Source organism: Acinetobacter sp. 8I-beige, assembly GCF_902505955.1.
Classification (GTDB): Bacteria; Pseudomonadota; Gammaproteobacteria; order Pseudomonadales; family Moraxellaceae; genus Acinetobacter; species Acinetobacter johnsonii.
Window position 1 is genome coordinate 132,600 of the sequence record NZ_LR732790.1, and the last position, 19,140, is coordinate 151,739.

19 protein-coding genes are annotated in these 19,140 nt (G+C 41.1%); 13 read left to right on the forward strand and 6 right to left on the reverse strand.

From position 1 onward, the window contains the following. Positions 1–4: 4 nt before the first annotated feature. Positions 5–604 carry a hypothetical protein gene (locus GVX98_RS00660; RefSeq protein WP_035327183.1) on the reverse strand — a complete coding sequence of 200 codons (600 nt, stop codon included), beginning with the start codon at positions 602–604 and terminating at the stop codon, positions 5–7. Between the two features lie 273 nt (positions 605–877). Here GVX98_RS00660 and GVX98_RS00665 point away from each other — a divergent pair, with 273 nt between their 5' ends. The 5 genes from GVX98_RS00665 to GVX98_RS00685 all read left to right on the forward strand — a co-directional run bounded on the left by GVX98_RS00665 (position 878) and on the right by GVX98_RS00685 (position 9,250). Continuing rightward, positions 878–2,578, forward strand: a complete 1,701-nt coding sequence (locus GVX98_RS00665; protein ID WP_004984015.1) for an NAD-dependent malic enzyme — start codon at positions 878–880, stop codon at positions 2,576–2,578. Between the two features lie 151 nt (positions 2,579–2,729). Then, the gene (gene tssI / locus GVX98_RS00670; protein ID WP_159126993.1) at positions 2,730–6,035 is read left to right on the forward strand and encodes a type VI secretion system Vgr family protein; all 3,306 of its coding nucleotides are present in this window, start codon (positions 2,730–2,732) and stop codon (positions 6,033–6,035) included. Then, positions 6,025–6,579, forward strand: coding sequence for a hypothetical protein (locus GVX98_RS00675; protein ID WP_159126994.1), 555 nt, complete (start codon positions 6,025–6,027; stop codon positions 6,577–6,579). The genes tssI and GVX98_RS00675 overlap by 11 nt, the downstream gene beginning before the upstream one ends. Next, positions 6,579–8,525: a LysM peptidoglycan-binding domain-containing protein gene (locus tag GVX98_RS00680; protein WP_159126995.1), complete on the forward strand. Its 1,947-nt coding sequence runs from the start codon at positions 6,579–6,581 to the stop codon at positions 8,523–8,525. Before GVX98_RS00675 ends, GVX98_RS00680 begins: the two co-directional genes overlap by 1 nt. Continuing rightward, positions 8,522–9,250 (forward strand): SH3 domain-containing protein, encoded by a 729-nt coding sequence (locus GVX98_RS00685; RefSeq protein ID WP_004984024.1) that lies wholly within the window; start codon positions 8,522–8,524, stop codon positions 9,248–9,250. Before GVX98_RS00680 ends, GVX98_RS00685 begins: the two co-directional genes overlap by 4 nt. Before the next feature lie 50 nt (positions 9,251–9,300). Here GVX98_RS00685 and GVX98_RS00690 read toward each other — a convergent pair whose 3' ends face one another. Next, on the reverse strand, positions 9,301–10,221 hold the full coding sequence (locus GVX98_RS00690) for a Dyp-type peroxidase (protein WP_159126996.1): 921 nt from the start codon (positions 10,219–10,221) through the stop codon (positions 9,301–9,303). 160 nt (positions 10,222–10,381) lie between these two features. Here GVX98_RS00690 and GVX98_RS00695 point away from each other — a divergent pair, with 160 nt between their 5' ends. Beyond that, positions 10,382–11,002, forward strand: coding sequence for a LysE family transporter (locus tag GVX98_RS00695; protein WP_004984028.1), 621 nt, complete (start codon positions 10,382–10,384; stop codon positions 11,000–11,002). On the opposite strand, the gene GVX98_RS00700 is transcribed toward GVX98_RS00695, so the two are convergent. From GVX98_RS00700 to GVX98_RS00715, 4 genes are read right to left on the reverse strand one after another with little or no spacing between them, the layout of a single operon-like run. Continuing rightward, positions 10,983–11,480 (reverse strand): DUF523 domain-containing protein, encoded by a 498-nt coding sequence (locus GVX98_RS00700; RefSeq protein ID WP_159126997.1) that lies wholly within the window; start codon positions 11,478–11,480, stop codon positions 10,983–10,985. The two genes, GVX98_RS00695 and GVX98_RS00700, sit on opposite strands and share 20 nt — an antisense overlap. Positions 11,481–11,484: 4 nt before the next feature. Further along, positions 11,485–12,285 (reverse strand): zinc ABC transporter permease subunit ZnuB, encoded by an 801-nt coding sequence (gene znuB / locus GVX98_RS00705; protein WP_004984031.1) that lies wholly within the window; start codon positions 12,283–12,285, stop codon positions 11,485–11,487. A gap of 3 nt (positions 12,286–12,288) precedes the next feature. Further along, positions 12,289–13,071, reverse strand: a complete 783-nt coding sequence (gene znuC / locus GVX98_RS00710) for a zinc ABC transporter ATP-binding protein ZnuC (protein ID WP_159126998.1) — start codon at positions 13,069–13,071, stop codon at positions 12,289–12,291. Continuing rightward, complete coding sequence (locus GVX98_RS00715; protein WP_058868677.1) at positions 13,056–13,550, reverse strand: transcriptional repressor; 495 nt, start codon at positions 13,548–13,550, stop codon at positions 13,056–13,058. Before GVX98_RS00715 ends, znuC begins: the two co-directional genes overlap by 16 nt. Positions 13,551–13,691: 141 nt before the next feature. Between GVX98_RS00715 and GVX98_RS00720 the strand changes: the two genes are divergently transcribed. The 7 genes from GVX98_RS00720 (at position 13,692) to atpA (ending at position 19,061) form a co-directional block, all read left to right on the forward strand. Further along, entirely contained in the window at positions 13,692–14,531 is an 840-nt protein-coding gene (locus GVX98_RS00720; RefSeq protein WP_159126999.1) for a metal ABC transporter solute-binding protein, Zn/Mn family, read from the forward strand. A gap of 171 nt (positions 14,532–14,702) precedes the next feature. Continuing rightward, complete coding sequence (locus GVX98_RS00725; RefSeq protein WP_004684416.1) at positions 14,703–15,101, forward strand: ATP synthase subunit I; 399 nt, start codon at positions 14,703–14,705, stop codon at positions 15,099–15,101. A 107-nt stretch (positions 15,102–15,208) separates the two neighbouring features. After that, positions 15,209–16,084, forward strand: coding sequence for a F0F1 ATP synthase subunit A (atpB, locus tag GVX98_RS00730; protein ID WP_004684418.1), 876 nt, complete (start codon positions 15,209–15,211; stop codon positions 16,082–16,084). An 84-nt stretch (positions 16,085–16,168) separates the two neighbouring features. Beyond that, the gene (atpE, locus tag GVX98_RS00735; RefSeq protein ID WP_000424060.1) at positions 16,169–16,414 is read left to right on the forward strand and encodes a F0F1 ATP synthase subunit C; all 246 of its coding nucleotides are present in this window, start codon (positions 16,169–16,171) and stop codon (positions 16,412–16,414) included. 38 nt (positions 16,415–16,452) lie between these two features. After that, complete coding sequence (locus GVX98_RS00740) at positions 16,453–16,923, forward strand: F0F1 ATP synthase subunit B (protein WP_004684420.1); 471 nt, start codon at positions 16,453–16,455, stop codon at positions 16,921–16,923. A 12-nt stretch (positions 16,924–16,935) separates the two neighbouring features. Next, on the forward strand, positions 16,936–17,472 hold the full coding sequence (locus GVX98_RS00745) for a F0F1 ATP synthase subunit delta (RefSeq protein ID WP_159127000.1): 537 nt from the start codon (positions 16,936–16,938) through the stop codon (positions 17,470–17,472). A 44-nt stretch (positions 17,473–17,516) separates the two neighbouring features. Further along, a complete protein-coding gene (atpA, locus tag GVX98_RS00750; protein ID WP_004684423.1) occupies positions 17,517–19,061 on the forward strand; it encodes a F0F1 ATP synthase subunit alpha in 1,545 nt (514 codons plus the stop codon). The last annotated feature ends 79 nt before the right edge of the window (positions 19,062–19,140 follow it).

The following is a 19,140-nucleotide window of genomic DNA, read 5'->3' on the forward strand; positions in this document are numbered from 1 at the left end:
CGTTTTAGCTATTTTCACGGCATGAAACAGGTTTGCTTAGGAGTTCCGCATTTTGGTTTTGAAAACGATACAGTTTGCTGGCATGAAAGAGCTTAATTACTTTGGCACTGGCAAGCTGTTGTTGAAAACGACTCAGGGTTTGGCGTTGAAATGGATCAAAGGGATTGCCATAGTTTTTGTTGTCGAGTAAAAACTGAATCTGTCCTGCTTCTTTATCATAGCCGTATAAGATACGTTTGCCTTGCACATCTTGAAGCTCAAAGGTAGGCGGATGACTGCTGATTTTACAATTCAGACGTAGCGAGAGCACAAAGCCTTCGGTCGATTTGTTTTGTAGCTGATAAATCCCTTGTTTTTCATTCTCCAAATAGACCCATTGGTTCAAGGGTAAATTTGCACTGAGTTGCTCATATTGCTCGATGGTGGCTTTACTGATATCGACAATGCCTTTGGGATCGATTTCAGGCAGTTTTTCGTTATGAGCAAATAGTCCTGTAATTTTATCACTCACTGTAGTTTGCGCCGTAGAAATAGATTGGCATGCTGTCATTTGCGTGATGTAAAGACACGTGAGGCTTAACAACATCAGTTTTTTGATGATCATTTTTAATATAAAGAAGAAATAAAAGCGCTAGCTTAGCTTGAGCTTTATTCAAGTTCAAATTTTATCCATGCGCTATTTGACCGAAAAGACTGCCGTAAACGTCATTTTTACGTTGAGTCGGTTTGATTTTTATTTTCAGACTAAATCGCTTTGATAATTGCATCACGCTTATAAATATAAAAAGATGCGCAAATGGCGCTAAGCTAGTAGCTGAATTAGATGCATAGATTCTCCCCATAGGTTCATCTAAATCTATGTATAACGAGATAGGTAATGACGACAGAATATTTAAAGACAAAACAACCCTTATACATCCCTTATGCGGGCAATACCTTACTTGAGTTGCCGCTGTTAAATAAAGGATCGGCGTTTACGGAAGAAGAGCGCACTCGCTTCAACTTGCATGGTTTAATTCCACATGTTGAAGAAAGTATTGAAGAACAAAGTCAGCGTTCTTATCAACAATATTGTGCTTTTAATGATGCGATCAATAAGCACATTTACTTGCGTAATATTCAAGACACCAACGAAACTTTGTTCTATCACCTCATTGAAAACCATTTAAGTGAGATGATGCCAATTATCTATACTCCAACGGTGGGTGAGGCCTGTCAGCGTTTCTCGGATATTTATCGCCGCCATCGTGGCACATTTATTTCTTATCCAGACCGTGCGCATATTGATGACATCTTGCATAACATCAACAAGAAAAATGTCAAAGTCATTGTGATTACCGACGGCGAGCGTATTTTAGGCTTGGGAGACCAAGGCATTGGCGGGATGGGTATTCCGATTGGAAAATTGTCGCTATATACCGCGTGTGGGGGTATTAGCCCAGCTTACACTTTACCAATTACCCTCGATGTCGGGACCAATAATCAGCAGTTACTGAATGACCCGATTTATATGGGTTGGAATCAACCGCGTATCAGTGGTGATGAGTACTATGCCTTTGTCGATGAAGTCATTGCTGCGATCAAGCGTCGTTGGCCGAAAGCCTTAATTCAATTTGAAGACTTCGCGCAAAATAATGCCATGCCGTTATTGAATAAGTACCGTGATGAAATCTGTTGTTTTAATGATGATATTCAAGGTACCGCAGCCGTTTCTGTGGGCAGTTTGATTGCTGCATCACGTGCGGCAGGTAAACAGCTCAAAGATCAAACCGTTGCCTTCTTAGGTGCGGGTTCAGCAGGCTGTGGGATTGCTGAGCAAATTGTTGCACAGATGAAGGTTGAAGGTTTAACTGATGCCGAAGCACGTGCACGCGTATATATGGTCGATCGTTTTGGTTTGATCACTGAAAATCAGCCGAATCTACTCGATTTCCAACGTAAATTGGCACAAAAGCCAGACGTGATTGCGGAATGGGGCAATGCTGAAGAGGTGATTTCACTGCTCGATGTCGTGAAAAATGCCAAACCTACCGTGTTGATTGGGGTATCGGGTCAGCCAGGCTTATTCACTGAAGAAGTGATTCGAACTTTGGCTTCGAACTGTGATCGTCCGATTGTGCTGCCACTGTCTAACCCAACGTCGCGTGTTGAAGCAGTGCCAGCGGATATTATTCACTGGACGGACGGCAAGGCTTTGATTGCGACAGGCAGTCCTTTTGCTCCAGTCAACTATCAAGGCAAAATTTATAATATTTCGCAATGCAATAACTCGTATATCTTCCCAGGCATTGGGTTGGGCGTGATTGCGGCCAATGCAACCCGTGTGACCGATTCGATGCTGATTGCATCGAGTAATGCTTTGGCAGATTGCTCACCGTTGTTGACCAACCCTACAGCAGATTTATTGCCTGAGATTGATGAAATTCAGAAAGTCTCTAAGCTGATAGCCTTCAAAGTGGCCAAAGCAGCAATGGATGCAGGTGTAGCCCCAATTATTAGTGATGAGCAATTGCAACACGCGATTGAGAAAAACTTTTGGAAGCCAGAGTATCGTCACTATAAACGTGTTGCCTTCTAAAGCTGAAAATGAGATTGAACAAAAAGGAGCGTAATGCTCCTTTTTGTTTTTTGAGAGCTGCGTCTTCATTAACATTATTTTACTAGATTAAAAAAAAGACATTTTGTACACTCCGCGCACAAGTATAAAAACCAATAACTTCATAATGATCATGTTCAATTCTATTTATAAAATGCTGGAATCCTTTGGGTTTGGCTCGCAAAAACGTGCTCTGCATATTCATTTTTCCAATCCGGCTTTGAACACACAGGTGTTTATTCAGCGGATTGAGGGTGAACATCGCATTAATCAGGGCCTAAAAGCTGAAATCCTATGTTTATCGACCAATGCTTATTTGCCTTTAAAACAGTTCATTGGTGGGCGAGTCGCGGTTGATCAGGTCACGGATGTGGGGCAGCTTTCTCGTCTGACGGGGGTGATTACCAGTGCCAGTCAGGGGCAAAGTGATGGCGCGTTAACTGTTTATAAACTGACGATTGAAGATGCAACAGCGCTGTGGCATAAGCGCAGAAACAGTCGTGTGTTTATGAGCAAAAGTGTTCGTGAAATTACTGAAATTCTGTTTAGCGAATGGCAATGTCACAGCACGCTATTTGCAGCCAGCTTAAGCCTGAACTTAGAGGGTTTGAGTCGTGATTATGATGTACGACCCTTTGTCATGCAGTCTAATGAAACCGACGCTGAGTTTCTCACTCGACTATGGCGGAGTGAAGGGATTAATTGGTTGATTGATGAACAAGCTCCGATGGTGCTCAGTTCATCCGAACCGATTCAGTCACAGCAACTTCGTTTGATTGATGATAATCAAGCTTTTACAGCACTGGGCCGCCGTACGATTCGTTTCCACCGCAGCCATGCCACTGAGCCTTTTGATAGCATCACCAGTTTTATTGCTGAACGTCACTTACAATCCACCACGGTACAGGCGCAGCGTTGGCAAGCGCAACATTTAGCTCAAGATCAGAGTCAGGCTGTATTGAGTGCACATCAGCACAGTGATCAACAAGACAATGAAAGTTTGGGTCTGGAACAAGTCTGGTGTGTCAGTCCAGCATGGACGGCTGATCTACAAGGTGAGGATCAGGCCACGTCTGCCAATAGCAGTCAACTAGATCGTCTCAACCAACAACTGAGCCAATATCACGAGCTTCAGGCCAAATATTTCACAGCAAAAAGTAGCGTTCGAGATGCACAAGTTGGTTATTGGTTTGAAATGGTGGATCATCCTGAAATAGACCAGCATGTGTCCGCAGAGCGTGAATTTCTCATTTTAGGCAAAGTTTTTTATAACCAAAATAATTTACCCAAAGAGTTATTACAGCAAATCAATTTATTACTAAAAGAAAGTCGCTGGCAAGGTCTGAGTGAGGAACGACAAGCCAATGAACTCTTTGTCGTACGTCGTGAGGTCAAAATTGTTCCTGAATATCAAGCGTGGATACACCGTCCAGCAGCCCATCCTTTACGGGCCAAAGTCGTCGGGCCTGAAGGGGAAGAAATTTATGTGGATGCTTGGGGACGGATTAAAGTTCGCTTTATGTTTACGCGTAGTGATGACCATGCTCATGATGGTGGTGCGGGTGCAAATGACAATGACACGGACTCGGCTTGGGTCGATGTATTGACCCCATGGGCGGGTGAGGGGTATGGCGCACGTTTTCATCCGCGTGTTGGAGAAATTGTGGTCATCGACTTTTTTGAGGGGGATGTCGATCGACCCTTTGTCGTAGGGCGAATTCATGAAGCCGAGCGCCACCAAACCATGTTTGATGTGAAAGGGACATTACCTGCGACAAAAAAACTCAGTGGGATTCGTTCACAAGAGGTTGCAGGGCAAGGCTTTAACCAATTGCGTTTTGATGATACGACAGGGCAAATTAGTGTGCAGCTACACAGCAGTCATGGAGCGAGTCAACTCAATCTCGGTAACCTCAGTCATCCAAAAGCAACTGAAAATAGTGACGGGCGTGGTGAGGGGTTTGAGTTAAGAACGGATCAATGGGGGGCCATGCGTGCAGGCAAAGGCCTCTTGATTAGTACCTATGCACAGGATCAGGCGGTCGCAGATCATTTGGCTGCGTCAGAAGCCCAGTCTATCTTACAGCAAGGTCATGACAGTATGTACATGCTGAGTACTTTGGCTGTTAAACAACAGACTGATGCACTGAATGTGGTTAATCGTTTGCCTAAATTGATTCAGTCTCTAGAGTTAAAAGGGGCCAATCAAGCACTCCAAGCAACCGTTGGTTTATTTAAAACCGCAGTCAGTCAGGATCCGATTTCGGCATTAAAAACGTGTGGTGGCTTTATTGAGGATATTCAAAAATTTGGTCAAGACACAGACAATTTGATCAATGAATTTAAAGATTATTTTCGGGATGCAGAGGCTTCAATAGAAAATTTAAAAGCCTTTATTGATAACCTCGAAGAACATGGCACAGATGCTTTGAAAAGTCAGTTGCAAGGCGTGAAAGAAAAATTGAATGCGGATCCATTCGCCGCTTTAAAAGATGTAGGCAAAGTGATTGCTAATGTCGAGATGAAAGACTTTGACCTGACCAGTGCTTGTGGAAGCTTTAATAAAGGCAGCAAACTGAATGTTCATCCCATGCAGGCATTGGGCTCCATGCAAGGTTTTATGGAGACATATGCTCAAGAGGCAGAGCAAACGCAGGATACTCAGAAACAAGCTCAAGCGAAAATCTTTCGTCAGGCTTTAATGCTGTTGGCTTCCCCCAATGGTATTGCCTTAACGACGCCTGAAGATATTGTTTTACAGGCTTCGCAAGACATCGCTGAAAGCGCACAGGGGTCCATTAACTTAAGTGCCCAGAAGAATATTATTGCGCATGCACAGGATAAGGTGAGCTTATTTGCTGCACAAAAAGGGCTAAAGGCGTTTGCTGCAAAAGGAAAAGTTGAATTACAGGCGCAAGATGATGCGATAGAAGCGATTGCGCGTAAGGTGATTAAGCTGATTTCAACTGAAGATAAAATAGAAATAACCAGTCCGAAGGAAATTGTACTGACTGCTGGTGGTTCACAGCTCAAAATTAATGGGGATGGGATTTTTACGACAACAGGTGGAAAGTTTGAAAGTAAGGCGGGTCAGCATAGCTTTGTGGGTGGGGCAAAAGTATCTTATGAGGTTCCTGAATTACCAAGTATGTTTTATGGAAATTTTCTTGTTAGGGATCAGCAAAATAATCCAGTAAAAGGACAAAAATATAAATTAACCTTACCATCTGGACAAAAAATTTTAGGAGTGACAGACGATAATGGTATGACAGTAACTGGATATTCCTCATCAAGTGATGAAGATTTGAATTTGGAAATTATTGAAGAAGTAACCCAAGACATTTGGTTCCAACCACAAACAACGTATGAGTATGAACAGCTTAATCATATAGATTTTCCGCTAATTGATGAAGATAATGGTGAAATAAATGAAGAATAATTTTTTGGTTATTTTCTTGATATCTATAGTGGTTTATGGGTGTAACTCTTCTGATTTATCAGATGGGGGGAGTTTAAATTATAAAGAATATGAATCAAAAGAAATAAAATGTGGAAAGAAAAGAATTAAAATTCTTTCGAGTTGTTATGATTCTGAGGAGGGACTTGTTGATAGAGGTAGTGGAGGAATCGTTAGACAATGTAAAAGTAGTAAATTGTTAATTGATGAAAAAACCGTAATTAACTTACCAATAATAGATAAAATAAATAATAAGGAAAAAATAATCTTAGAAGAAGGGTATTTAAGCCCTATTAGTTTTTCATGTATAGAGCATGAAGGAAATAGTTTTGTTGTCATAAATCAAGGTATCTCAAATAACGTCAATGCAATGACTGTTGAAGAGGTTAATGAATTTAGAAAACCAGTTGTTTTAAATTTAAATGGAGTTGTTACTCCAAAAAAAGACGCTAAAAAAATTATAGATAATATGAAAATAAAAAGAATAAAAGTTATATCTGCTAATGCAGTTTATGGGGAAGAATAATGTCTAATATATATGAGATATTGCGTCCAAAAAAAGGTTATGCTTATACAGATGAGCAAATTGTAGATTACTCTTTGATCAGTATTCCTATACCAACCAATAAAAAAAATAAAGGAAATTCTAGAATATATGGTGATATTGAAGAGGTTAACTTTAAGAATATAGTCGACATTATTATTTCGCTATGTTCGAGGTATAACCTTGATTATAAGGAAACGGCTTATACTTTATTAATTTGTTTAGCAGAATCTGGCTTTAATCCAGATGCAGCGGCTGGAACCACCAGTGCCGCAGGACTTGCACAATATACAAAGGATACAGCAAATGCATTTAGAAAAAGAGCTAAAGAGCTGATTGGTGTAGACATTGATATGAGAGGAAACAATGTTTTTGATGCAACTATCGGATCATATGGTGTTTTGGTTGCATTTTTATTTAATAAAGAGCTGGCTATTAATTGGGGGTTTAAGCCTAGTGATGAGAAGTACTGGCAATTAATATATATGCTTCATCATGATGGTCCGGGATATTATAATGATGATCGTGGTAAGCAGCGAGCATATAATTTCAAATGGAGGAAGGATGCAATTAGAGCGTATGAAAGAATTTTCAAACAGAAATTAGTATTATTAACAGCTCTACTGAAGCAAAAGGTAGAAACCAAAATTAAACTAACGGATAATAATGGTTCAGATGTTGAGAATAAAAATTATATTTTGGCAACTGTTAAAAATTCGAGTAATGAAAAGCCTTCACATTTATCAATGGATAGGGGTAATGAAACAGAAATAAATGTTATTTTTGGGAAAACAAATTCAAAAGGAGAGTCTAAATCTATACTTTCAAGAATTGGTGATGAAATAATTACTATTATACTTCCTGATAATTACAAAGATTTAATACATACTAGTTCTACAGCAGGATACGTTGTAAAAAAAGGGGATACTCTAGAAAAAATTGCTAAATCTAATGCTACAACTGTAAATAGAATTATAGAAGATAATAATATTCAAGATAAGAACAAGATAAAGGTTGGTCAGGTTCTATTTTTTGGTGTGAGTGAAAGCTATAGTGTGAAATCGGGTGACACCTTAGCAGGAATTGCTAAAAAATTCGGCACTACTATAGAGAAAATAGCAAAAGATAATAAGATAAGTAACATAAATAATATTGCAGTTGGGAAGAAGCTAAAGATAAATAAATACTTGAGGCACAAACCATCTAATAGTGCTTTAAACCAAATTTTTAACAATATTGGTTTAGGTAATTTAAATTTAGATATTCTTGAGTTTTCGAAAAATCACACAGCGAAGCCGACGGGTAGTATTAGTAACAGTGCTCAACAATTTAATAATATGATTGAGTTGAGTACTCCAGTAGCAAAAGAAGCGGTTAATAATCAAAAGGTAAAAGAGCCTCCAAAAATTGATAAAAATAAAACGCAATTGAATGGGAATACAAAGGATGTGAAAGTGAAAATATCTGATGGGATGGCTGTTATTTATACATTTCAAGATATGGATTATGGCCCATTTGAAGAGCCCAAAGAAGGATATACTGTTTTCTATGATCATTTAGGTAACAAGCTTTTTAGCTTCAAATCAGGAAGTAGAGTGTCTAGTAAAGCTAAAAGTAATGCCGATGGGACGTTCACTGGATTTTATACAATTATTTCTGGTGGCACTAGGACAAGTCAATTGGGGGCAGCATATGGAACTACAAAAATTCGTAGTACTGATACAAGGGCTCGTTGGGTTCATGGAGGAGGTTCTGGCTTAAAAGATCCTTACGCTGAAAAGCAGGGCTGGCGCGTTACAATGGGTTGTACTCGTGCGCAGAATAAGGATGTTGAAAATTTGGCAGAAAAAATCATAAACTTTCAGCGTCAATATCCTAATATAAAAATTAAATACATTCGCGATAAAAAAGGAACTTACCCTAAATGAGAAAAAATAAAATGAATTACATATTTTTCCCTTTTTTAATGACGATTAGTAGTTGTATTTATGCTGATTTTGGATTGATTCAAGATAAAGATGGCTATGTTAATGTTCGTGAATCGGCAGATTTGAGTTCTAAGGTTATATCTAAACAGAAGAATGGAGAAATAGTTTCATGTGTGGATGATATTGTGAATAATTTTTGTTTTATTAACTCATCGTCTGGTGTGAATGGTTATATTTATAATAATAGAATTAATAGATTTGATGGTTATAGCAAAATAAAATTAAAAAAATATGATGTTAAAACTGCTTTATATAGGAATTCTTTATATACAGTTGAGATCTCATCGAAGGATGCGGATTTGAATTCAAAAAATTATTCCAAAAGCCTAAAGGGGAGCGAGTTATATAGTTTGTATAAAGGGAAGGCTTTTTATGGTACGGATGGTGACCTCCCTACTGTAAATTTTCTTCAGTTGAACAGAATTGTAGTTAAGATCCAAGATCAAAAAATTATTATTAATTCAGATCAATTGGAAAATTATTTTTTTCCAAAAGATGGGCTCAGTAGTAAGAATGAACTTGCTGATTTTCAGATTTATCAGAAAAACAATGATTTATACATAATCAACTCATTAAGTAGTGGTGGGGCTGCTCAATATAATATTGCATTACATATTAAAGATGGGAAGTTGATGAAAAATAGCGTATGGAAAGCCGAATTGTAAAAGATTAGCTTAACTACAGTAGACCCTTACTATAGTTAAGCATTTAAAAATCACCCTTGCAACACTGCTTCCAGCAATTCCTCGCTCGGCGCAAAATAATAAGCACCGTCCACAGGAGCCACAAAATGAAGCATACGATCATGGATTCCATCACCACTGGTGCCGAACATACGCAGTAACATCGCATCAATAATGTTTAAATCTTTCGTATAGGCAATAAAAAATAAACCTTGCTCACCTTTACCATCGCCATAAGGAAGCGAGTGACGTAGGATTTCCATTTCTTGGCCTTCATCATCTTCAACCACGACACGTGCAACGTGAGAATTTTCAGGCTTAACGTCATCATCTAGTTCAATACTTTCAAGTTTTGTCCTTCCAAAGACTTGCTCTTGAGCATCAACTTTTAATTTTTTCCACTTTTCCAAATCATGACAATAGCGCTGTGCAAAGATAAAAGAGCCATCTGCGAATACTCCTGCATCTTCACTTAATAAGGTCGTTGCAGCACGATCATCAGGAAACTGCGGGTTTTCAGTACCATCAATAAAACCAGTCAAATCTCGACCATCAAAATTGCGGAAACAGACTCGTTCATCTAAAACATCAACTTTATCTTGGATGCCTTCAAAGAAGGATTGGCTAAGGGCAAAACAAATATCGGTACGCTGAGACGCAATATGAATTAAAACATCCGCAGGTGAAACAGGCATATTGAAAGAGCCATAAATGGGCTCTAGCTGTTTAAACCCTACAGGCGCTGTAGGATGAAGTTGTGCCCAAAGTTCAGGGCCAAAAGCAACCGCTGTTTTAATTTGCGCATGTGGATGTTGGGTAATAAGACGATCACGAGTTGAAAATAAATCTTCTAATTTTTCTTTAAGTTCTTCAATACTTAAATCTTTTAAACGTAAAACAATAAAACGGGCATGATCTGAAGGTAATGGTAGAATTACAGATTGGGCGGTCATTCATGGCTCCTAAAAAAATTGTTATTTCTATTGGCTGTACTTATTGTGCCTTATGCAGTTTCTGCTTCATAGCCTTAAGTGATAAATTCATTGATGAATAATAAACCCTAAAAGTATGAAAGATCATATAATCTAAAGGTCATTTTTTCTCAATACCACTATGTCATTTCAAATTTGGCTTGGCTTTGTACTCGCATGTTGGATCATTAGTATTTCTCCAGGGGCAGGGGCCATTGCGTCAATGTCGAGTGGCCTTAACTATGGTTTTCGGCATGGTTATTGGAATGCGCTGGGTTTACAACTCGCCTTGTTGGTACAAATCGGTATTGTGGCGGCTGGGGTAGGGGTGCTCTTTGCGACAACGCCTTGGGCATTTTGGGCTGTGAAGTGGTTTGGTGTGGCTTATTTATTGTATTTGGCTTATTTACAATGGATGGCACCCATCCAATCGATTGAAATTCAACAAGAACAACCGAATAAATCGCGCTCTAAATTGGTGATGTATGGCTTTTTGATCAATATGAGCAATCCCAAAGCAATCGTATTTTTATTGGCTGTTTTACCGCAATTTTTGGATTTGTCTAAACCGCAGTGGAGTCAATATGCGGTGATGGCCGTCACGATGGTTACGATTGATTTGATTGTGATGGCAGGATATACGGGGTTAGCAGCGAAAGTTTTAAAACTCTTAACATCACCGCGACAGCAAAAATATCTCAATCGTACTTTTGCGGTGTTATTTAGTTGTGCGGCGGGATTGCTTAGTTTGGTTCATCAGTAAGTTTAGTTCGCGTCAATTCTGCTAAAAACTGTTGTTCGGTAACCACATGTATACCGTGCTGACGAAATAGGGCGGCAGTGATTCCTTCCCCTGCAATTTTTTGTCCAGTAAATGAGCCATCATAGATGCCATCACTGCCACAGGATGGACTATTGGCTTTGAGTACAGCATGGGTAACGTGATTGGCTTGTGCTAGTGCTAAAGCTTTGTAAGCACCTTGAATAAAGACATCGCTAATCTGATGACCATCTGAGGAAAAAACCTGTGCGTGGCCTAATAAAACATCAGTACCTGACCCGTGGCGAATTTCTGCTGCGGGACGCGGGGTTGGAAGTCCTGCACTGACTTCAGGACATAAGCTGACATAATTTTTATCGAGCAAGGCTTCAACTAACTGAGAGACTAAGGAGTCTTTGCCGTCATAACGAACTTTTTGTCCGAGTAGGCATGCGCTGATAAAATAACGTTTATGGCTCATTTAGTTATGTCAGTTTTTTAAACTTCTGCGCGATAAAAATCAACGCAAACAAAATCGACATGGTTAAAACAATGCTGAGTCCTGTAGAGGTATTCAGTCCTGCACTGGACCATAAACCAACCGTCACCCCAATTTGCGCAATCACAAAGGCCCAAATCACCATTTGTTTTGGAGAGTGGGCAAGCAGTCGAGCGGTAAGTGCTGGAATGACAAGCAAGGCACCCATCAGTAAAGAACCCACTGCACGAAGCGCTAAAATGGTAAATAAAGCCAGTAGCAACATAAAAATCAAACGTTGCCATTTCGCACTGACACCTTCACTGACGGCCATATCAGGATCGATCGCGATTTGAATTTGAGCTTGCCAACTTTTATAAAGCACTGCCAATGCAACAACAATAACAGTGGCAAAAACGGGCAGGTCTGCCCATGTGATCGTGAGCAAATCACCAAATAAATAGCTGAGTAGCTCAGGTCTTAAACTTGGAATATGTTGAATAAACATCAGACCCGAGCAGAGCAAGGTCGCAGAACAGAGTGCGAGTAAGGCGTCATTCGGTAACCGTGGATCATGCAAAACCCAAAGGATCGCCACCAACAACCCCGCAATAAAAGCCACACCCATCCACAGAGGCAATGCCATTGCTCCTGCAATCGCGACACCCAGTAACGTGCCATGCGCCATGGTATCGGCAAAGAATGACATGCGGCGCCATAGCATCAAACAGCCCAGTGGCGCAGTTAAAAAGACCAGAAGCGTGCCCATAATCCATGCAGGCAACAGCAGTTGTAACCATTCCATCATGACTTAAGCTTCCGGTTCGGGGTGAATGTGTGGGCGAGCGTCATGCTGACAAGGCATTGCACTATCACCATGTGCACAGTGATCATGATGATGTTGATAGAACACGCGGTTGGTACCAAAAATAGCTTGATACTCAGGGTGTTGTTGCACGTTTTCAGGCAGGCCGCTACAACAAATGTGTTTATTCAAACACACCACACGATGAGTTCCTTGCATGACCCACTGCAAATCATGTGAAACCATGAGCACAGCACAACCATATTTGGCGGGTAAACTGCGCACATAGTCGTACAGCTCAGCCTCAGACTGAATGTCTAAGCCCTGCATCGGTTCATCGAGAACCAAAATATCGGGTTGACGTAACAGTGCACGAGCCAGTAAAACGCGTTGTCGTTCCCCACCTGAAAGCTGCTGTACTTTGGAATTTTCAAGTTTGCTGATCCCAGTATCATGGATAATTTCTTGCTTGATTACAGGATCACATTTTTCCAAAGCCAAAAGGTCTTTCACCCTAAGCGGTAGGCTATGTGAGGGATTAAATTTTTGGGGTACATAAGAAAATTTGAGTGGCTTTGTCGTTTTAATTTTGCCAGCATTAGGATGCACAATACCCAACAGCACTTTAATGAGCGTGGATTTTCCCGCACCATTTGGGCCGATCAGGGTCACAATTTCCCGTTCATGTAAGACAAAATCGACATGCTTTAAAATGTCGCGTTCATCGATACGAACACTAATTTGGGAGAGTTCGACCAGAACAGGATCGAGGCTTATTTGTGGCGACACTGCTGACAAATTCCTGAAATTTCGATAATGCTATGTTGTGCCGTAAAACCATCGGCTGCGGAAAGTGCATCGAGTTGTTGTAATAATCCTTGTGCAGAGGCCTCTGTCACTGATTTGCAATCAGTGCAAATGAGAAAGGCAGCTTGATGGCCTTCACGGGGATGGCAACACGGAATATAGGCATTAATCGAGGTGAGTCGGTGAATGAGGCCTTTTTCTAATAAAAAGTCTAAGGTGCGGTACACCGTCGGTGGGGCAGCAGGGCGGTCGGCATTGCTTTTAATTTTAGCCAACAAATCATATGCACCCATCGGGCCTGTCGCATTTAGGATCAGTGCCAAAACTTCTTTTCTTAAGGGGGTTAAGCGCGCACCAGTTGCTGCGCACAAGACTTCTGCTTCAGCCAAACGCGTCTCAACGTTGTGATGACCATGCACATCATGTAAAGCATGGTGGTGTTCGTGAGAACAAGCGCTCATAACAAACCTCAAGTGCAAAATTTATAAAAGAAAAACGACATTAAATCTTAACATGAAGCGCAGAGAGTTTCGATTAGGCATAGGTATTTTTGTCGATTTGTTATATTATAACACTAATTGTATTTCTAGTGATTGCTCCCCATGTCCCGTTTCTTGGCTTTTTTTGCGTTTGCGCTGTTTAGTAGTGTTGCTTGGACGCAAGACTTGGTTGTTTCTACACAGCCGATTTACTTGATTGCACAGGAAGTGACTAAAGGCATTGAAAAACCAACCTTATTGTTAGCCGATCAATCTGGACATGATGTGAGTTTGACCCCAATGCATCGTAAAATCATTCAGGATGCAGGTTTGGTTGTTTGGTTGGGACGAGCACATGAAGCACCGCTGGATAAACTCCTGACCCCCAATGATAAAGCAGTTTCTATTTTAGATTCAGGCATTATTAATGCCTTACCACTACGAAATACCCGTGGTGATGCCTTAAAAAATACCATCGATACCCATGTTTGGCTTGACCCAAACAATGCGGTACGTATCGGTTTCTTTATTGCAGGCCTGCGTTCACAGCAGATGCCTGAGTATAAGGAGCGCTACTGGAACAATGCCAAAATCTTTGCTCAGAAAATGTTGCAAGCCTCAGCTATATATAGTCAAAGTACCCAAGCTCGCCCATATTGGTCTTTTCATGATGCCTATCAATACATGGAGCGACCTTTAAACTTACGCTTTGCAGGCGCATTGACAGATGATCCACATATTGCGCCTACGGTTGCGCAAATCAAATACTTAAATGACAGCCGCCCTTATTCAAAGATGTGCCTTTTGGCTGAAGTGCATGCCAGTCAAGCACAATATCAAAAGTTGAACCCATTGGTTTTCCAAGCCGTTGATGAAAGCATGACTGGGGCAGGAGATTTTGTCAGCGCATGGAAGCAATTGGCTGATCATGTGCATAAATGTGTGCTAAATGCGCGAAAGTAACGCAAAAATTGAACAATAATTGATTAGTTTAAAAGCAATTTAAACATAGAAAAAAACTCGACTTAGGTCGGGAAAAGATTGCATGTTCAGGGGTGTAACTCTATAATGCCTGCGATTAAAAATAATCATCAGCTAAACTTGTCAAGCATGATTGTTGTGAGTGAATAAATAATGAGCCGAACTAGTCGCTTGATTGACCGACGATTAGCGAAAGCTTTAGTCCTCTTACAAGCATGTATGATTCCTGTTTCAGCCTTGATCGGCTGGGTCGTAAAAGACTCAACTGCAGCCCTGAGTGCAGCATTAGGTGCGCTCGTGTGTTGGCTTGCGACTTGCTATTTTTCATGGCAGTCGTTTCGAGCAGCAGGAGCTCGCGCTTCTAAACAAGTTCTTGCGAACATGTATAAAGGCATGATGGGTAAGTTTGCAATTGTGATTGTTGGTTTCATTTTAATTTTAAGCAATGTCAAACCGTTGTCAGCGGTGGCGTTGTTTTGTGGTTTTATGCTCGTTCAAACCATGACGTGGGTTGCTCCATTTTGGGTGTCGCGTCAACAAAAACGAGTTTAATAAGCACTACAAAAAATTGAAAAGTTTTTTAGGAGATGAACGAGATATCAAGCAGCACGCGATGTTCGTTCTCTCTATTTGTATTTGACATTGACCAGGTGTGATTTATGGCTGCTGAAGAACATGCCCTTACTTCGACCGAGTATATCAAGCATCACTTGACGAATATGACGTATGGCAAAATGCCAGACGGTTCATGGAAGTTGGCTGAGACTGCTGAAGAAGCTCAACAGATGGGGTTCACTGCTATTCACTTGGATTCAATGGGTTGGTCTATCACTCTTGGTGTGATTTTCTGTTTGTTGTTCTGGTGCGTAGCGAAAGCTGCAAACTCTGGTGTTCCAACCAAGTTCCAGTCTGCAATTGAAATGATCATTGAGTTTGTGGACTCAAGTGTTCGCGACACTTTCCATGGCAAATCACGCTTAATTGCGCCACTTGCATTGACCATTTTCGTGTGGATTTTCCTCATGAACGCAATGGACTTAATCCCAGTTGACTTTATTCCGTATACAGCTCAACTGATTGGTGCAAGTGTATTTGGTATGGATCCTCATCACGTTTACTTCAAGGTTGTACCTTCTACAGATCCAAACATTACCCTAGGTATGTCTTTATCTGTATTTGTACTGATCTTGTTCTACAGTATTCGCGAAAAGGGGATTGGTGGTTTCGTTGGCGAATTAGCACTTAACCCATTTAACCCAAGTAACCCAGTTGCAAAAGCGTTATTGATTCCAGTGAACTTAATTCTTGAATTAGTAACATTCCTTGCACGTCCAGTTTCATTGGCTCTACGACTTTTCGGTAATATGTATGCAGGTGAGTTAATCTTCATCCTTATCGCATTATTACCGTTCTGGATCCAATGGGCGTTGTCTGTGCCTTGGGCGATCTTCCACATTCTTGTTATCACGCTACAAGCATTCATCTTTATGATGCTGACTATCGTATACTTGAGCATGGCAAGCGAAAAGCATTAATGGTAATGCCCAACTATCACTGGATGGTTGGGCGCATAATTTTTTAATTTAATTTGGTATAAACCTAACCTCTGAGGAATTATCATGGAACTCACTTTAGGTCTAGTTGCAATTGCATCTGCTATCTTGATCGCTTTTGGTGCTTTAGGTACTGCGATTGGTTTTGGTCTTTTAGGCGGTCGCTTCCTTGAAGCTGTTGCACGTCAACCAGAATTGGCTCCACAACTTCAAACTCGTATGTTCTTAATCGCGGGTCTTCTTGATGCTGTGCCTATGATCGGTGTTGGTATTGGCTTGTTCTTCATCTTTGCTAATCCATTTGTAGGTTAATCAGCTTAATTCCTAAATTAAACTATTGAGGAATAGCAATGAATATCAACCTCACATTGATTGGCCAAGCGATTGCATTTGCGATGTTTGTCGCATTCTGCATGAAATTTGTATGGCCACCACTAATCAATGCGATTAGTGAGCGTCAGCGTAAAATCGCTGATGGCTTAAACGCTGCTGAAAAAGCAAAAGCTGATCTTGCGGATGCGCAAGCTCAAGTGAAAGCTGAATTAGATGCAGCGAAAGCGCAAGCGGCTCAATTGATCGAACAAGCGAACCGTCGCGGTGCACAATTGGTAGAAGAAGCTCGTACTCAAGCGTCAGCTGAAGGTGAGCGTATTCGTCAACAAGCAAAAGAAGCTGTTGATACAGAAATCAATTCTGCTCGTGAAGAATTACGTCAACAAGTTGCTGATCTTGCAGTAACAGGTGCTGAGAAAATTCTTAGCCAAAAAGTTGATGCTGAAGCTCACAATGCCATGCTGACTCAGCTGGCTGCTAAACTTTAAGAGAGGCGGATTATGGCTGAACTCTTGACGTTGGCACGCCCGTACGCTAAAGCAGCATTTGCTTACGCTTCTGAGCAAAATGCAACTGACTCTTGGTCATCTGCATTGAACTTGCTCAGTGCTGCGGTGCAAGACGAAGCATTTTCAGCTTTCTTAACTCGCCCTGAGCTTACTCCTGCTGAGCAGGTAAGTCTTTTTGCAAGAGTATTAGGCGAAGACCAAACTGCAGCAGTGTCAAACTTTTTGACATTGCTTGCTGAAAACAACCGTTTGGCGCTTCTTCCTGAAATTTCTGCTGAATACGAGCAGCTCAAATCACAGAATAACAATACTGTGGATGTAGTCATTGAATCTGCATTCCCATTGACTTCTGTACAAGAACAACTACTTGCACATGCTTTAGAGAAAAAATTCGAAGCTGCGGTAAATGTTTCTGTAGAAGTTAAACCAGAGCTTATTGCTGGTGTTGTTATTCGTGCAGGCGACCAAGTGATAGATGATTCTGCGCTTAACAAGCTAGAAAAAATGCGGACTCGTCTTCTTGCTTAATTGCATATGAAGACTGAACTTTAAAAAGATTGAGGTATAGCGCAATGCAACAACTGAATCCATCCGAGATCAGTGCGCTCATTAAACAGCGTATCGGCGATCTGGACACCAGCGCGACCGCTAAAAACGAAGGGACCATTGTTATGGTTTCCGACGGTATTGTGCGTATTCACGGCCTTGCTGATGCAATGTACGGTGAAATGATCGAATTCGACGGCGGCTTATACGGTATGGCACTGAACCTAGAACAGGATTCAGTGGGCGTCGTTGTTTTAGGTAACTACTTAAGCCTTCAAGAAGGTCAAAAAGCGCGTTGCACAGGTCGTGTATTAGAAGTTCCGGTTGGTCCAGAACTTTTAGGCCGTGTAGTAGATGCTTTGGGTAACCCAATTGATGGTAAAGGCCCAATTGATGCAAAATTAACTGATGCTGTTGAAAAAGTAGCACCAGGCGTAATTTGGCGTCAATCAGTGGATCAACCTGTACAAACTGGTTATAAATCAGTAGATACAATGATCCCTGTAGGTCGTGGTCAGCGTGAGTTGATCATTGGTGACCGTCAAACTGGTAAAACAGCGATGGCGATCGATGCGATCATCGCTCAGAAAAACTCTGGCATTAAATGTGTATACGTAGCTATTGGTCAAAAACAATCGACTATTGCTAACGTTGTGCGCAAGCTAGAAGAAACTGGCGCTATGGCGTATACCACTGTTGTAGCAGCAGCTGCAGCCGATCCAGCAGCAATGTTGTACTTGGCTCCATACTCTGGCTGTACAATGGGTGAATACTTCCGTGACCGCGGTGAAGATGCACTAATCATTTATGATGATTTGTCTAAGCAAGCTGTTGCTTACCGTCAAATTTCATTGTTATTACGTCGTCCACCAGGTCGTGAAGCGTATCCAGGTGACGTATTCTATCTTCACTCTCGTCTTCTTGAACGTGCTTCGCGCGTTTCTGCTGACTATGTTGAGAAATTCACGAATGGTGAAGTTAAAGGCCAAACTGGTTCATTAACTGCATTACCAATCATTGAAACTCAAGCGGGTGACGTATCTGCATTCGTACCAACGAACGTAATTTCGATCACTGACGGTCAGATCTTCCTTGAAACATCATTATTCAACGCAGGTATTCGTCCTGCTGTGAACGCGGGTATCTCTGTATCTCGTGTTGGTGGTTCAGCGCAGACTAAGATCATCAAAAAATTGTCTGGTGGTATCCGTACTGCTTTGGCGCAATACCGTGAATTGGCAGCGTTTGCTCAGTTCGCTTCTGACCTTGATGAAGCGACTCGTAAGCAACTTGAACATGGTCAACGTGTAACTGAATTAATGAAGCAAAAACAATATGCTCCATATTCAATTGCTGACCAAGCTGTTTCAATTTATGCATCTAACGAAGGCTACATGGCTGACGTTGAAGTGAAGAAAATCGTAGACTTTGATGCTGCGTTAATCTCTTACTTCCGTTCAGAAAATGCTGCGTTAATGCAAAACATCGATGAAACTGGTGATTACAACAAAGACATCGAAGCTGCAATCAAAGCAGGTATTGAAAGCTTTAAAGCGACTCAAACTTACTAATTTCAACTTCAGTTGGATTTAGTTTTGGTTTGGTTCACGGATCAACCTTCGAGGGCTCGAAAGGGCCTTCGAATACTAG

Excerpts from the sequence above, each read along its gene's own strand:
- GVX98_RS00665 (WP_004984015.1), top strand. The coding sequence starts at position 878 with ATGACGACAGAATATTTAAAGACAAAACAACCCTTATACATCCCTTAT.
- atpA (WP_004684423.1), top strand. The coding sequence starts at position 17,517 with ATGCAACAACTGAATCCATCCGAGATCAGTGCGCTCATTAAACAGCGT.
- tssI (WP_159126993.1), top strand. The coding sequence starts at position 2,730 with ATGTTCAATTCTATTTATAAAATGCTGGAATCCTTTGGGTTTGGCTCG.
- atpE (WP_000424060.1), top strand. The coding sequence starts at position 16,169 with ATGGAACTCACTTTAGGTCTAGTTGCAATTGCATCTGCTATCTTGATC.
- GVX98_RS00740 (WP_004684420.1), top strand. The coding sequence starts at position 16,453 with ATGAATATCAACCTCACATTGATTGGCCAAGCGATTGCATTTGCGATG.
- GVX98_RS00715 (WP_058868677.1), bottom strand. The coding sequence starts at position 13,550 with ATGAGCGCTTGTTCTCACGAACACCACCATGCTTTACATGATGTGCAT.
- GVX98_RS00685 (WP_004984024.1), top strand. The coding sequence starts at position 8,522 with ATGAGAAAAAATAAAATGAATTACATATTTTTCCCTTTTTTAATGACG.
- GVX98_RS00680 (WP_159126995.1), top strand. The coding sequence starts at position 6,579 with ATGTCTAATATATATGAGATATTGCGTCCAAAAAAAGGTTATGCTTAT.
- znuB (WP_004984031.1), bottom strand. The coding sequence starts at position 12,285 with ATGATGGAATGGTTACAACTGCTGTTGCCTGCATGGATTATGGGCACG.
- GVX98_RS00745 (WP_159127000.1), top strand. The coding sequence starts at position 16,936 with ATGGCTGAACTCTTGACGTTGGCACGCCCGTACGCTAAAGCAGCATTT.
- GVX98_RS00700 (WP_159126997.1), bottom strand. The coding sequence starts at position 11,480 with ATGAGCCATAAACGTTATTTTATCAGCGCATGCCTACTCGGACAAAAA.
- GVX98_RS00660 (WP_035327183.1), bottom strand. The coding sequence starts at position 604 with ATGATCATCAAAAAACTGATGTTGTTAAGCCTCACGTGTCTTTACATC.
- GVX98_RS00725 (WP_004684416.1), top strand. The coding sequence starts at position 14,703 with ATGAGCCGAACTAGTCGCTTGATTGACCGACGATTAGCGAAAGCTTTA.
- GVX98_RS00695 (WP_004984028.1), top strand. The coding sequence starts at position 10,382 with ATGTCATTTCAAATTTGGCTTGGCTTTGTACTCGCATGTTGGATCATT.
- atpB (WP_004684418.1), top strand. The coding sequence starts at position 15,209 with ATGGCTGCTGAAGAACATGCCCTTACTTCGACCGAGTATATCAAGCAT.
- GVX98_RS00690 (WP_159126996.1), bottom strand. The coding sequence starts at position 10,221 with ATGACCGCCCAATCTGTAATTCTACCATTACCTTCAGATCATGCCCGT.
- GVX98_RS00720 (WP_159126999.1), top strand. The coding sequence starts at position 13,692 with ATGTCCCGTTTCTTGGCTTTTTTTGCGTTTGCGCTGTTTAGTAGTGTT.
- GVX98_RS00675 (WP_159126994.1), top strand. The coding sequence starts at position 6,025 with ATGAAGAATAATTTTTTGGTTATTTTCTTGATATCTATAGTGGTTTAT.